Genomic DNA, 14,963 nt, shown 5'->3' with positions numbered 1-14,963 from the left:
GGAACTGATTTCCGCGCTACATCTTTAGCTTTAGGTTTCATCTAACGGACGGTGGACAGGAGCCGACCCATGTATCTATCCGGTCTTATGCGTTTTTCCTTTACTACCCCTCAAATTTGCCCCCCAGCCAATCGATTTGCGGCGCTATTTTGCTGGCTAACCATCGGACTACTGACGGCCTGCGGCCAAGCCGAAAAAAAGCCCCCCACCGAGCCCGAAGCGCCCGCCGCACTCACCACTCCCGGCCCCGACCTCACGGCCTTGGCCGACAGCAACGTGGCTGCCTTGCTCACTCCTTACCTCCAGCAATACCCCGCCGATGAGGTGATTATCCGTACCCGCCACGGCAATATGCGCGTGCGCCTTTACGATGATACGCCCATCCACAAAGCCAACTTTCTGTTGTTGGCGCGCCGGGGCGTGTTCGATGAAACCGTGTTCAACCGCGTGGTAAAGGGGTTTGCAATTCAGGGCGGACGGGGCGAAAATCGTACTGTTCGGATTGCCCGCTACCGTTTGCCCCCGGAGTTCCGGCCCCAGCGTTTTCATAAGCGCGGCGCCTTGGGCATGGCCCGCTACGACGACGATCAGAACCCCGACCGCCGCTCCTCCTCTACTGACTTCTACTTCGTGCAAGGCGAAAAGCTTACTCCCGATCAATCGCGCCAGATGGCCGGCCGGCCCCTCACCCCCGAGCAGGTTCGCGCGTATGCCAGCGTGGGCGGCGTACCCGCTCTGGACGGCAAATACACGGTGTTTGGAGAGGTGATAGAAGGCTTAGAAGTAATTGATAAAATAGCCGCTGAACCCGTTGATCCTTATAAATGGCCGCTAAAAGACGTACCCATCAAAGCGGAAGTAGCAGAGAAGTAAAATAGAACCATGACCCCAGCATCCTAACTCCAGCCGGTCATGCAGAGCGGAGCGAAGTACCTTGCGTGCAGTCGTTGGAGTGGTAACCGAACTAAAGCAGCCGGCCATGCTTGATTTAGCGTCCGCTTGTCGAAGTATCTCTACTGATTACTAATCAACCGAAGCGGGAGAGATGCTTCGGTTTCTCAGCATGACCGCCTATTGTACAGCAGCATCAGCACGCGAGATGCTTCGCTCCGCTCTGCATGACTGGCTATTTTGACTTTTTTTGATGCTCTGATTTATCTACTCACGGCGAATAGTGGTGAGCAGAATCTTATAGGCGTCGCCTTGCTGGGCCTGGGTAAACTCCCGCAGCTCCTGGCGCGAGAAGCTTTTGATAGCATCAGGATTGAATAAATCCGGCTCCTTTTCCAGGCTTATATCCGCAGCAGGCACTTCACGGCGGGCAGGGTGAAAATGGGCGCTATCGGTGGTGAAGCGGACGAGCTGGTAATAGAAATAACTAGGCTTGGTACTGCCCGCGGGCTGGTAGCTCACCACATACACATCACCGGTTTTCGGATTAGCAAGATGATCCTGTAGCTTTTCTTCTGCACTCTGACAGCCGGCCAGTAGTACAAGCAAGAAGACTATACCAGACAAAAAATACCGTAGCCGCGACAACAATTGGTTTTTCATAAGCTTCTGGGGGGGGCGATTTTTAATAACAGCCTCTACTTATTATGAGGTCTACTATGGCTCGCTTATGCTAGCAAAAAAAGGCAGCTCGCGTAGTGCGGGCCGCCTTTTTGGTGTACTTCGGAAGCCAAATGCTTTACCAGATAATGGCGCGCTTGGTTTCAGCACGCACCATTTTCGCGTCGTCCTTGCAGCCGAAGGCTTCGAAGAACTGTGGCATATTCTGGAGCGGACCATTGGTACGGAACTGCGCCGGCGAGTGCGGATCGGTCATCACCTGCTGACGCAGGTATTCGGGGCGGGCATTAGTACGCCAGATCTGGGCCCACGCCAGGAAGAAACGCTGCTCCGGCGTCAGGTCGTCGATTTTGGTTTTAGGCTTGCCTTCCAGCTGCTTCTGCAAAGCGGTGTAGGCAATGCTCAGGCCGCCGAGGTCGGCGAGGTTTTCGCCCATGGTCAGCTTGCCGTTCACAAATACCGAGTCGAGGGGCGAGAAAGCGTTGTACTGCGCGCCTACGATGGCCGCGCGGGCTTCAAACTTCTCGGCATCTTCCTTCGTCCACCAATCGCGCAGGTTGCCCTCGGCGTCGTACTGCCGCCCTTGGTCGTCGAAGCCGTGAGTTAGCTCGTGGCCAATTACGGCGCCCATACCACCATAGTTCACGGCGTCATCCGCCTTCGGATCGAAGAACGGCGGTTGCATGATGCCAGCCGGGAATACAATCTCATTCATCGACGGATTGTAGTACGCATTCACCGTGGGCGGCGTCATGCCCCACTCTTTGCGGTCGATGGGCTTCCCGAACTTGCCCACGTTGTCATTGAAGCCCCAGATGCGGGTATTAATCACGTTCTGGGCGTACGAATCGCGGCTGATGGTCAGGGCTGAATAGTCCTTCCACTGATCCGGATAGCCAATTTTCACCGTGAAGGCGTCCAGCTTTTTCTGCGCTTCGGCCTTGGTAGTGGCGCTCATCCAGGTGTTCTTCTGAATGTGCTCCGAGAAAGCGGCCCGCAGGTTATTTACCATTTCCAGCGCCTTGGCCTTGGCTTCGGGCGTGAAAGCCTTGTCCACGTAGAGCTGGCCGAACGCTTCGCCCAACGCGCCGTCGGTAGCGCGCAACATCCGCTTCCAGCGCGGCTGCTGCTGCTTGGCACCACTGAGCACCTGGTTGAAGCGGAACGACTCAGCTACGAACGACTTGGGCAGCGCCGAGGTCATGGAAGTCACGAAATGCCAGCGCATGTAGGTTTTCAGGTCGGCCAGCGGCGAATCCTTCATCAGGGTGCTGGCTTCTTTGAAGAAAGTAGGCTGCCCTACAATTACTTCCTTGGCGGCACCCAACTTGCTGGTAGCCAACAGCGTAGGCAAACCCAGGTTTGGGAATTGCTTACCGGCTTCGGCCACCGTCATTTTGTTGTAGTTAGCATACGGGTCGCGCAGCTCCACACGGGCTTTGCTGGCTTTGGCGAGGCGCGTCTCAATGCGCATGACCGTCGCCGCGTTTTTGGCGGCGGCGGCCTCATTGTCACCGGCCAGCTTGAACGTATTGGTCAAATACGTCTGGTAAGCCGTGCGGATGGCTTTGGAACGAGCGTCGTCCTTCAGGTAGTAGTCGCGGTCGGGTAAGCTCAGGCCGCCTTGGTACAGACTGACAGCATACTGGGTGCTGATCTTGTCATCCTGCCCCACGTAAGCGCCGAAGAAGGCGCCAGTGCGCAGCATCTGATGGCGTGCCAGTAATGCTTGCAAACCCTTCAGGTCCTTCACGGCCGCAATGCGGTCCAGTTCCGGCTTCAGAGGGGTAATTCCGGCCTTTTCAATGGCCATAGAGTCCATAGCCGTGTAGTAGTAGTCGCCTACTTTCTGTTCGTTAGAACCTTTGACGGCGCTGGTGTTGGCGGCGGCCTCATCCAGAATTTGCCGCATCACGGCGTTGTTCTTATCGGCTAGCTCGTTGAAGCTGCCCCAGCGCGACTCAGCGGCGGGAATCGGGTTGTTTTTCAGCCAGTTGCCGCTGGCGTACTGAAAAAAATCCTGGCAAGGATCAGCCGTCTTATCGAGGTTAGCTACATCCAGCCCCACGCCTTTTACCATCGCCTCTCCGGCTGGGGCAGTAGTTGTAGTTGCGGTGGTGTCGGTGGTGGCTGGTGGGGTACTGGTGGCGCAGCTAGCCATGGCCAGCCCGGTCGCGGCTACCATAGCCAGGGTCAGGCTTTTCTGTTTTTTCATAAGTGGGTGGAAATGCAAAAAAGAGAGGAAATAGATAATTCGGTGAAGAAAGATAAAGAAAAAGCTGGAGCGTGGAAGGAAGGCACAGAGTCTGATAGCATAAAAAAGGCCCCCACGAGGTTATGGGGGCCTTTTTTATGCATGAATTAAACCAAGCCGGTTGTTACCAGATGCGGGCGCGCTGATTCTGGGCACGTACCATTTTGGCATCTTCCTTACAGCCAAATGCCTCGTAAAACTGGGGCATGTTCATCAGCGGGCCATTGGTGCGGTACTGCGCGGGTGAGTGCGAATCGGTCAAAACCTGCTGACGTAGATACTCCGGCCGGGCGTTGGTGCGCCAGATTTGAGCCCACGACAGGAAGAAGCGCTGCTCGGGCGTAAAGCCGTCGTACTTAGGCACATCTCCGTTCGGATACTTCTTCTTCAGCTGCTTCTGCAGGGCAGTAAAGGCAATGTTCAGGCCGCCAAAGTCAGCGAGGTTTTCGCCCATCGTCAGTTTGCCGTTCACAAATACCGAGTCGAGGGGCGTGAAGGCGCTGTACTGCGCACCCACCATGTCGGCGCGCTGCGTGAACTTCTCGGCATCTTCCTTCGTCCACCAGTCGCGCAGGTTGCCTTCCGCATCGGACTGGCGGCCCCGGTCGTCGAAGCCGTGCGTGATTTCGTGACCGATTACCGCGCCCATGCCGCCGTAGTTCACCGCGTCGTCGGCCTTCGGATCGAAGAACGGCGGTTGCATGATGCCAGCCGGAAACACAATCTCGTTCAGCGAAGAGTTGTAGTACGCATTCACTGTGGGCGGCGTCATGCCCCACTCGCCCCGATCGATGGGCTTGCCAAACTTGCTCACATTGTACTTATAATCCCACATCCGGGCGTTGAGCGTATTTTGCAAAAACGACTCGCGCGAGATATTCAGCGCCGAGTAGTCTTTCCACTTATCGGGGTAACCGATTTTCACCACGAAGGCGTCGAGCTTTTTCTGGGCTTCCGTCTTGGTGGCCGCACTCATCCACTCCAGCTGCTGAATATGCTCCGACATTGCCTCGCGGATGTTACTGACCATTTCCAGGGCTTTCTCCTTGGTTTCAGGCGTGAAAGCCTTATCCACGTAGAGCTGGCCGAATGCTTCGCCCAGCGCACCGTCGGTCGAGCGCAGCATGCGCTTCCAGCGCGGCTGCTGCTCTTTGGCACCCGTCAGTACCTGCGTGAAGCGGAATGACTCATCGTTGAATGATTTTGGCAACGCATCGGCTACCGACGATACTACGTGCCAGCGCAGATAGGTTTTCCAATCGGCCAGCGGCTCCGATTTCAGCGCCGTGCTGGCTTCTTTCAGGAAATCAGGCTGCCCTACGATTACCTCCTTCGCTGAACCCACGCCTAGCTGCTGCAACATGCCGGGCACGTTCATGTTCGGGAATTGCTTGTTGGCCTCGGCCACCGTCATTTTGTTGTAGTTGGCGTACGGGTCGCGCATCGCTACGCGGTCCTTTGAGGCCTTCGCCAGCCGTGTTTCCAGACGCATCACGGTGTTAGCGTTCCTGGCGGCCGTTGCCTCATTATCGCCCAGCAGCTTAAACATATTGGTCAAATATGTCATGTAAGCCGTGCGGATGGTTTTGGAGCGCCCATCTTCTTTCAGATAATAGTCGCGGTCGGGCAGGCTCAGGCCGCCCTGCGACAGATACACCGCATACTGCGTGCTGATTTTGCGGTCCTGGGCCACGCCAGCCCCGAATACGGAGCGGGTCCGCAGCATCTGCTGCCGCGCCAGTGCCGCCTGCAGACCTTTCAGATCCTTGATGGCGGCAATTCGGTTCAGCTCGGGCTGAATGGGCTTTAAGCCAACCGCTTCAATAGCCGCCGAATCCATGGCCGAGGCGTAAAAATAGCCTACTTTCTGTTCGTTAGAACCTTTGGCGGCGCTGGTGTTGGCGGCAGCCTCCTGCAGAATTTGGCGCATTACAGCCTCATTCTGATTGATGAGTGTGTTCCAGGAGCTCCAGCGCGACTCGGCAGCTGGAATCGGGTTGTTCTTAAGCCAGGTCCCCGAGGCGTACTGAAAGAAGTTGTCGCAGGGCTGCACCGACGAATCGATATTAGCCGGGTCCAGGCCCACGCCCTTCACCACGGGCACCTCAGTAGTAGTCGTGGCGGGCGAAGTGGTCGAAGCGGTATCCGAGGTAGTCGGCGTCTTCGACGAGCTACACCCGGCCCAGGCGAGGCTCACTGCGGCCACGGCGGCCAGCGTCAGACTATTCAGGTTTTTCATAGGAACTTGGATGAGTGAAAAGGAGATTGAGGCAAGAAAGATAAGGGAAACCGTCCAAATGGATTACCGATAAATTATACCCAACGCATAAGAAAACCAGAAGGGTGTTAATACTATAGCTTATACCGACTAGTGGATTGTTGCCGAAATTTGCCTGATGAAGTATACGGTTCTTCTGGCCTGTAGAGGCCAGTTGCAGGCGATGACGGGCTTACCCGAATCCGCCTCTGCACACCTCCTGCACACCGTATTTGCCACCGTGGTGGACCACGCGGATGTAATCCTCCGCCAGGATTGTGGGCGCGTTCAGTATCTAAAATACGAAAACCCCAACCGCGTACCTCCTATGTATCAGGAGGTACGCGGCTGAAATAACAGATATTGAAAATCAAGCAGGTACTATAGTCACAAAAGCGACGGTGGCAACCTGAAAAAAGCCCCCCAGGGGCAGTAGAGGCGATTTCCCACAGGCAACCGCGTAAGTCCTATTTATATAAGAAGCACATCACAACATTTTATTTCTTCTTTATCGCAATCTATTACGTGGCTCCCCAAAAACTTACCCCCGCGCCAGCACCAAAGCCGTGCGACTCGTTATGTACAGGCTCAATTCAGCTACTTTATGCTCTTGAAAAGTTTCGTAGATCAGGGCATCATCCACGCGGTTGAAGCCGTCGAACTGAGGCGAATCGGAGGACAGAATAACCCGGTAGCGGCCCGGCGCGGGCACGAAAAAGCGGTAGTCGGGAATGCTGCGCTCCACATGGAAGTTGAACACGAAAATTAGCCCCCCACGCTCGAAGATGAGCACTTGATTTTCAGGGTCATTGTTGAGTAGATGGGCATGAGCAGCCCCCAGCAGGCGGCGCGATTTGGCCATGCCGATCATTGCCTGGTCGAAGGCCAGCAAGTATTGATATTTAAGCTCCGGGTTATCGGCCAATGACCACTGCCGACGGGCGTAGTGGTAGCTCCAGTCATTGCCCTGACGGGGAAAGTCTACCCACTCAGGATGACCGAACTCGTTGCCAATAAAGGTGAGATAGGCTTCACCTCCCAGCGCTAGTGTAATCAGACGAATCATCTTGTGCAGTGCCATGCCACGGGCTACTACCGGGTCAGGGTCTGCGTGATGCATGTGGGTATAGATGGCAGCATCCATCAGCCAGTGAGACAAGGTTTTGTCTCCCACCAACGCTTGGTCGTGCGACTCAGCGTAGGCCACCGTTTTCTCACCTACGCGGCGGTTGGTGAGCGTGTACCACAGCTCGCCCAGGTTCCAGTCTTCGTCGCGGCGGTGCTTGAGCAGCTTAATCCAGTAATCGGGAATGCCCATGGCCAGGCGGTAGTTGAAGCCTATGCCGCCCTCGCTGATAGGCCGGCATAAGCCGGGCAGGCCGCTCATATCTTCGGCAATAAGCAAGGCGCCGCGCTTTATTTCCTGCACCAGCGTGGAAGCCAGTTGAAGGTAGAGAATAGCATCTTCATCGGCCTCGGGGCCAAAATATTGCGCGTAGGTACTAAAAGCCACGCCCTCACCGTGATGGTGATAGAGCATGGACGTCACGCCATCGAAGCGGAAGCCATCGAAGTGAAACTCCTCCAGCCAGTAGCGCAGGTTGGACAGCAAAAACTGCTGCACCTCCGGCTGCCCGTAGTTAAATAGCTTGGAATCCCAGCCGGGATGGTTGCCGCGAGGTCCGGCGTGGAAATATTGCCCCCCGGAACCATCAAAATCAGCAAGCCCTTCGGCCTCGTTCTTCACGGCGTGTGAGTGCACCACGTCCAGCAGCACCGCGATGCCCCTGTTATGCGCTTCATTTATCAGGTGCTTCAGCTCCTCGGGCGTGCCAAACCGCGACGATACGGCGAAGAAATTGGCCACATGGTAGCCAAAGGAGCCATAGTACGGGTGCTCCATCACGGCCATAAGCTGTAGGCAGTTGTAACCCAACGTCTGGACTCGGGGCAGCACTTTTTCGGCAAACTCCAGGTAGCTCCCCACCTTCCCTTCCTCGGTAGCCATACCGACGTGGCACTCATAAATGAAGGGCTCGCGTACGTAGTTGGCAATGCGAAACTTCTGATCGGTCCAGGTGAAGGGAGCTTCGGGGCGCCACACCTGACCGGTATAATCTTTGGTGTCGGGGTCCTGCACGGCCCGGCGTAGCGTAGCCGGCAGGCGGTCTTTTGCCCCTTGGCTTGTCACTACGTGCACTTTGTAGCGGCTGTGGTGCGTGAGTCGGTCTTTGTACTCTTTATCTGGCAAAAACACCTCCCACACGCCATTTTCCCCCTTGTTCAAGGGAGTAGCGGCGCGGTCCCAGCCGTTGAAATCACCCACCAAGAACAGTCCCTCAGCCGCCGGTGCCCACTCCCGATACCAGTACCCGCGGCGGCGGGCGTCGTAGTTAAGGCCCAATTGCTGGTGAGCGGTGGCAAACTTGCTGAGGGAACCGTGCGACTGCTCAATTTCCTGCAAACGCTGCCGCAGGCGCTCTTGCCGCGCCAGCAGCACGGGTTCGTAGGGTTCGAGCCAGGAGTCCTGCCGCACGAGAGGCAGAACGGTGGTAGGGGCAGCGGTGAGGTCAGGAGTTTTCATAGCGCAACTGGAGTTTAGGCAAAACTATCATTACCGCCGGATTATCGCCTGCTCCTTAGCGGGAAACGACCCTAGCGGGGCAGTTCGGTTCTTAAGCTACTGAAAGCTGCCTTATTTTTCATCTTTTCAACGTAGTCCGCCCTGCTGGGGGCAGTTTTTGCCTTCTTTTAAAATATATATTCTATCGGTTCTATATTACTAAAAGAGGCACAAAGCTTGGTAACGGCTGTAAGCCCTATCTTACCTGCATGAAGTCTCGCTTTTACTCTTTTGCCTTGTTGGCGCTGCTGGCCTGCACCACCACCACGCCAACCGCCTCCGTCGCCCCCAAAAACACACTGGCGGCACCGTTGCCACCCTCCGAGCCGGGCCTCATCACGGCCCAGGCGATGGTCGTGTCGGCGCACCCGGAGGCCTCGCGCATTGGCTTGGAAGTACTACAGAAAGGCGGTAACGCCTACGACGCGGCCGTGGCGGTCCAGTTTGCCCTGGCGGTGGCTTTCCCCACGGCCGGCAACCTCGGCGGCGGCGGCTTCTTTCTGTATCGGGGGTACGAGGGCAGCATAGGCGCGCTCGATTTCCGGGAAATGGCCCCCAGCGCCGCCAACCGCGACATGTACCTGGATAAGCAAGGCAATATCATCACTGATCTGAGTACGGCGGGCCACCTGGCGGCAGGCGTGCCGGGTACGGTGGCTGGCATGGTAACCGTGCACCAGAAGCTGGGTAAGCTCCCTTGGACCGACCTCGTGCAGCCCGCCGTAGAATTGGCTCGTCGCGGGGTGGTGCTCACGGGTAAAGAAGCTGCTGGCCTCAACCGCACCCGGCCAGATTTCATTAAGTACAATCCCAAGAATACGCCCGCTTATGTGCGGCCCGATGGAGATAAGCGCCCCTGGCAGGCTGGCGACACCATTCGCTACCCCGACCTGGCCCGCACTCTGGAGCGCATCCGCGACCAGGGCCGGGCGGGCTTCTACCAGGGCCCAACGGCCAAATTAATCGTGACGGAGATGCAGCGGGGCGGCGGCATCATTACCGAGCAGGATTTGCTGAAGTATCAGCCCAAATGGCGCACGCCCTTGCGCGGCAGCTACCGGGGCTACGATCTGATTGCGATGCCCCCACCCAGCAGCGGCGGCGTGGCTTTGTTGCAAATGCTGCAAATGCTGGAGCCCTACGATTTGCGCGCCGCCGGCTGGCATTCACCTTTGGCCGTGCATTATATCACGGAAGCCGAGCGCCGGGTGTATGCCGACCGCGCCACTTACCTCGGCGACCCGGACTTCGGCCAAGTGCCCGTAGCCCAGCTCACCGACTCCAACTACGTGAAGAATCGCATGGGCACGCTGGAAAATAATGGGCGGGCTACTCCTTCCTCTGAGGTCCAAGCCGGCGCGGGCCTGCCCGTGTACGAAAGCGACCAAACCACCCATTACAGCATCGTGGATGCTGCCGGCAATGCCGTATCGTGCACTACTACGCTTAATGGCAGCTACGGCAGCAAAGTGGTAGTGGCCGGCGCGGGCTTTTTGCTGAACAATGAGATGGATGACTTCTCGGTAAAAGCCGGCGTGCCCAACTATTACGGCTTGGTGGGCGGCACCGCCAACGCCATTGAGCCCGGTAAGCGCATGCTTTCGTCCATGACGCCGACTATCGTTACGCAGGCTGGCAAACTGTTCATGGTAGTGGGCACACCCGGCGGCAGCACAATCATCACCAGTGTGCTCCAAACCATTATCCATGTACTCGACTATGGCATGAGCATGCAGCAGGCGGTATCGGTGCCGCGCCTGCACCACCAGTGGCTACCCGACCAGATTGACGCCGAGGAAAATGCCCTCCTCCCGGCCGCCCGCGACACGTTGCAGCGACGCGGCTATAAGATCAACCCCCGTAGTGCCTGGGGCCGCGTCGATGCCATCCGCGTGCTGCCCGATGGGCACCTGCAAGGCGGCGCCGACCCAAGAGGCGACGACAAGGCAATGGGTTACTGAGATTACTAGGGTTTAGCATTCATTGCGCACCAAAACTCGTCATGCAGAGCGGTAGCGAAACATCCCGCTCGCTTCGTTGATTAGCATGACAACGTCCGCAGGCGAGACGCTTCGCTACCGCTCTGCATGACGAGTTTTGGAAGTAGGCTTAATGCAAAAAGAAGGGGGTGATCAGACGCTACGAAATTGCGTCTGATCACCCCCTTCTCACTTCCTCAAATCGGAATTTTACTTCAACTGACTGGCCGCGCTGCTGAGCATTTGGCCTAACTGCTGGAGCTTGTCGGTCGTGGCACCGTCGGCACCAGCGGCGGCTTTGGTAGTATGCTCGCCCAGCTTCGTGAGCGACTGGCTGAGCTGCGTGGTGTCGGGCATGGGCGAAGCGAGTAGATCCTTAAGGTTTTCCAGCTCGCGGGCCACGCCATTCAACCTAGCGTCGGCGCTAACCTTGAGAGTATCAATCCAGCTGTTGACGCTGCGAGTAGCGCATTGGCGGGCTTCGTGCAGACCACCACTAAGGGAGTTGAGGGTCGAATCGAGGTGGGCGAGGTTATTCGCGGATGTTGACATAGCAGAGAAAGGCTTACTAAAGAACAAGTACAGAAGCCGATTTGCCCCCCGCAAATCAAACTATCACCTTGTAGCGGCAGTCTGATTTGCGGGGGGCAAATTAACGCTTAGCGAATCTGGCTAGCAGCTGAGCTGAGGGCCTGACCTAGCTGACGCACTTTGTCCTGAGCACCTGGGTCGGCCGACTCAGCAGCGCGGGTCGTGTGCTCGCCCAGAGTGCGTAGCGACTGCTGCACCTGCATGGTATCGGGTGAGCTGCCTGACAGAGCATCATTAAGGCGCTCCAACTCGGAGGCGATGCCCGAAAGCTGCCCGTTATTAGAGTTCTGGAGCGTGCTGATCCAGCTTTGAATGTTGGCGCCCGCCTGGGGGGCTAATCCGGCGAGGTCGCCGCCCTGCAGGGCCTGAATAGTAGCATCTAATTGAGCGGTGCCGGAAGGATTGCCTGAATCTTGCATAATGGTAGTGGGTTTTGGTTGGTAGATGCTGAGCTTACGAGCCAGCTTTCGTGCGGTTGAGATTAAGCCCGTACATAATTATGTGCAACATATTCACTATCAGATACTTAAAAACAAATCAAAAGCTTCCCTGTTAAGCGGCATATAAGTGACTTTATAGCGTTCTTAAAGTCTAATTTGCTCCCCAGCGACTCCTGGCAGCAAATAGGCGGCACTACACAGCATCAGCCACTAGAAATAAAAAAAGTAACGGCCGCTTTTGTCAAAAGCGGCCGTTACTTTTTTGTTAAGGCGGGCAATAGTAGTCCGCCATTCCGGGGTGCTTACTTACATCATCCCGATGCCGTCGGGCGGGGTAGCGCGCCGACCGCCAAAGACGGCCTCTGGCCGGCTTCCATATGAGCTGTGGCAGGGGTATTTCCAACCCAACTGCATCCTGTATCTTGCTCTGCCAAGCCCCACCCTATGCAATCTTTTTTCCGCTTCAGCATCCTCCCACTTTTGGCTGTGCTCAGCCTGCGAGCTTACGGGCAGCGCGAAGCTGATGGTCCGCCCACCCAAGACCCGTTTCCGCGCCCCGCGGCTCCCGCTCAGTCGATTGCCGCCTACCGCTCGCACCAGTATAGCGCCGGCCAGCTCAGCATTCGGGCTACCGATGGGGCCACGCTGCGGGTGCGCCCCTGGGCAACGGGCGTGGTGCGCATCGAGTATTTTCCCGCTGGCAGCCCCGTACGGCCCGATTCGTCGGTGAGCGTGGTGACTATCCCGGCCGCCGGCCTGACTACCGGCGTGCGTGCAAGCAGCCAGGCCCTAACGCTTGATTTAACCGAAAACCTACAGGTGGTGGTTAGCAAAAAACCATTGCGCGTGCACCTGCTGCGGGGCCTCGACACGCTAGCTTCGGAGGCCTGGGGGGCATTTCGGCGGGTAGCGACGGGTAGTTCGGGGCCGGGAAGCGTAGGCGTGGGCTTGCGCCTGCAACCCGGCGAACAACTCTACGGCACCGGCGCGCGCGCCTTACCGCTGGACCGGCGGGGGCGGCGACTGGAGCTGTACAACCAGGCCCGCTATGGGTATCAAAACGGCACCGAAAACCTCAACCTGAGCCTGCCCGTGGTAGTATCGAGCCGGGGCTACGCCGTGTTTTTTGACAACCATACGGCCGGTTACCTCGACCTGGGCGCGACTACCAAAAACGTCCTGGAGTATGGGGGTGAAAGCCTGCGCAGCCTAGGCTATTTTCTGGTGGCCGGCGACTCGTACGCTACTATTCTGGACCGCTACACGGCCCTTACGGGGCGCCAACCGCTGCCGCCGCGCTGGGCGCTGGGCCTGATTCAGAGCCGATTTGGCTACCGGTCTCAGGCCGAAACGGAAGCCGTAGCTGGCCGCATGCGCCGCGAAGGATTTCCCTTGGATGCGCTGGTGCTGGACTTGTACTGGTTTGGCACCACGAAAGATCAGGGCAACCTCGATTGGAACTACCAGAAGTTCCCCAAGCCCGCCGCCATGATGCGCGGCCTGGACTCCATCGGCGTCAAAACCATTCTGATTTCGGAGCCCTACGTGATGCGCGCCTCCCGCAACGACTCCACTGTGCGCACCCAGGGCCTGATCGGGACGGACTCCGTGGGGCGACCTTTCACGGTGGCTTCGTTCTGGGCCGGGCCGGCTTCCCTGCTCGATATGTTTAAGCCCAGCGCCCGCCAGTGGCTGTGGAGCTACTACAAAAAACGCAAAATGGAAGGCGTGGGCGGCTGGTGGAGCGACCTGGGCGAGCCCGAGAACCACCCCGAGCAGATGCACCACGTACTTGGCCCCACTCGCCAGGTGCACAACGCTTACGGACAGGCTTGGGCCAGCATTTTTGCCGAAAACTACCCTCAGGAATACCCGCAGGAGCGCCTGTTCAACCTGGCCCGCTCGGGCTGGGCGGGGATGCAGCGCAACAGCGTATTTCCCTGGTCAGGGGATATCAACCGGTCGTGGTCGGGCTTTCAGGCCCAGATTCCCATTATGCTGAGCGTGGGCATGGGGGGCGTGGGCTACATGCACTCCGATGCCGGCGGCTTCTGCGTAGGCCCCATCGACCCGGAGCTGTACACGCGCTGGCTGCAAATGGCGGCGCTCTGCCCCATTATGCGGCCCCACGGCGAAGGCGTGCCGCCCGAGCCCTACTATTACCCCGAGCCCTACAAAAGCATTGTGCGTACTGCTGCGCGTCAGCGCTACGAGCTACTGCCTTACCTCTATACCTTGGCTTGGGAAAACTCGCAAAGCGGCGCGCCCTTGGTACGCCCCATGAACTACGAGGCCACCGGCGCAGCCAACGAGCAGCTCGGCAACGTGAATGATCAATACTTACTCGGCCCGAACCTGCTGGTGGCGCCGGTGGTGCAGCCCGCCCAGCGGCGGCGCAATGTGCAACTGCCCGCCGGTACCTGGATTGATTTTTACACCCACGAAACCCTGGCTGGGGGGCAAATTGTGGGCAGAAACGCGCCCCTAGAGCACGTGCCGCTGCTGGTGCGCGCCGGCGCTTTCCTGCCGCTGGCGCCCTACGTCAACACCACGGCCCGCTACCACACCGATACCCTGCGCGTGCGCTTTTACGCCGATTATAGCGTACCCCGCTCCAGCTTTACCTTGTATGAAGATGACGGCAAATCGGCTCAGGCCCTGGCTGGGGGGCAATTTCAACTGCTGACCTTCGCCGGTACTACCACGGCTGCCCAAACCGATATTCGCCTGACTGCCAGCGACCAGGGCTACGCCCAAATACCCCCCAGCCGCGTAATTGAACTGCTACTTCCGCGCGTGGTATCCGCGCCTACGGCCGTGCTGGTAGCTGGCCAGCCCGCCCCTGCCGACGCTTGGCGCTATGAAGCCGCCAGCCAAACGCTGCACGTGCAGACGCGCTGGCAGAACCAGCCGCTTACTATTTCCATTCAAGGCCTGCGCTTACCCTCCACTGCTTCCCACGCCGCTCCCGAGCCCTTGACATTAGGCGCCCCCAGCGACCGGGTTTTTGGCAGCCAAACTACGCTCAATTACACCCTGCATACGCCCGGCCAGTATCCGCTAACCATCCGCGACACCCGCGGCCAGGTGGTACGCACGTTCGCCCTGGCCTCCACCCCTGGGGAGCATTCGCAAGTCTGGAACGCCAACGACCAGAACGGACAGCCTTTACCCAACGGCGTGTACACGGCCCAGATGCTGGGGCAGCATCAGCGCCTGGTGCTGTTGCGGCCCAACTAAGCAGTTC

General features: G+C 57.9%; 10 protein-coding genes. 4 read left to right on the top strand and 6 right to left on the bottom strand.

Annotated elements, in window-relative coordinates; all coding sequences use genetic code 11:
- The first annotated feature begins 87 nt into the window (after positions 1-87).
- Complete coding sequence (locus B9A24_RS07290) at positions 88-873, top strand: peptidylprolyl isomerase (protein ID WP_159451978.1); 786 nt, start codon at positions 88-90, stop codon at positions 871-873.
- A 285-nt stretch (positions 874-1,158) separates the two neighbouring features.
- Here the strand turns inward: B9A24_RS07290 and B9A24_RS07285 are convergent, their stop codons facing one another.
- The 3 genes from B9A24_RS07285 to B9A24_RS07275 all read right to left on the bottom strand — a co-directional run bounded on the left by B9A24_RS07285 (position 1,159) and on the right by B9A24_RS07275 (position 6,065).
- Positions 1,159-1,554, bottom strand: coding sequence for a hypothetical protein (locus B9A24_RS07285; RefSeq protein ID WP_143434815.1), 396 nt, complete (start codon positions 1,552-1,554; stop codon positions 1,159-1,161).
- Positions 1,555-1,690: 136 nt separating this feature from the next.
- Complete coding sequence (locus tag B9A24_RS07280) at positions 1,691-3,787, bottom strand: M13 family metallopeptidase (protein ID WP_084444518.1); 2,097 nt, start codon at positions 3,785-3,787, stop codon at positions 1,691-1,693.
- 163 nt (positions 3,788-3,950) lie between these two features.
- Positions 3,951-6,065, bottom strand: a complete 2,115-nt coding sequence (locus B9A24_RS07275; RefSeq protein ID WP_084444517.1) for a M13 family metallopeptidase — start codon at positions 6,063-6,065, stop codon at positions 3,951-3,953.
- Positions 6,066-6,222: 157 nt separating this feature from the next.
- Here B9A24_RS07275 and B9A24_RS21565 point away from each other — a divergent pair, with 157 nt between their 5' ends.
- Complete coding sequence (locus tag B9A24_RS21565; protein WP_143434814.1) at positions 6,223-6,435, top strand: hypothetical protein; 213 nt, start codon at positions 6,223-6,225, stop codon at positions 6,433-6,435.
- Between the two features lie 189 nt (positions 6,436-6,624).
- Here the strand turns inward: B9A24_RS21565 and B9A24_RS07270 are convergent, their stop codons facing one another.
- A complete protein-coding gene (locus tag B9A24_RS07270; RefSeq protein ID WP_084444516.1) occupies positions 6,625-8,667 on the bottom strand; it encodes an alpha-amylase family glycosyl hydrolase in 2,043 nt (680 codons plus the stop codon).
- 248 nt (positions 8,668-8,915) lie between these two features.
- Between B9A24_RS07270 and ggt the strand changes: the two genes are divergently transcribed.
- Complete coding sequence (gene ggt, locus B9A24_RS07265; protein ID WP_084444515.1) at positions 8,916-10,667, top strand: gamma-glutamyltransferase; 1,752 nt, start codon at positions 8,916-8,918, stop codon at positions 10,665-10,667.
- Between the two features lie 228 nt (positions 10,668-10,895).
- Here the strand turns inward: ggt and B9A24_RS07260 are convergent, their stop codons facing one another.
- Both B9A24_RS07260 and B9A24_RS07255 read right to left on the bottom strand, forming a co-directional pair.
- Positions 10,896-11,237: a hypothetical protein gene (locus B9A24_RS07260; protein WP_084444514.1), complete on the bottom strand. Its 342-nt coding sequence runs from the start codon at positions 11,235-11,237 to the stop codon at positions 10,896-10,898.
- Between the two features lie 107 nt (positions 11,238-11,344).
- Entirely contained in the window at positions 11,345-11,695 is a 351-nt protein-coding gene (locus tag B9A24_RS07255) for a hypothetical protein (RefSeq protein WP_084444513.1), read from the bottom strand.
- Between the two features lie 465 nt (positions 11,696-12,160).
- Here B9A24_RS07255 and B9A24_RS07250 point away from each other — a divergent pair, with 465 nt between their 5' ends.
- On the top strand, positions 12,161-14,956 hold the full coding sequence (locus tag B9A24_RS07250) for a TIM-barrel domain-containing protein (RefSeq protein ID WP_084444512.1): 2,796 nt from the start codon (positions 12,161-12,163) through the stop codon (positions 14,954-14,956).
- Positions 14,957-14,963: the final 7 nt, after the last annotated feature.

This window comes from Hymenobacter roseosalivarius DSM 11622, assembly GCF_900176135.1.
GTDB lineage: Bacteria > Bacteroidota > Bacteroidia > Cytophagales > Hymenobacteraceae > Hymenobacter > Hymenobacter roseosalivarius.
This window is presented reverse-complemented; position numbering and strand designations above follow the sequence as displayed.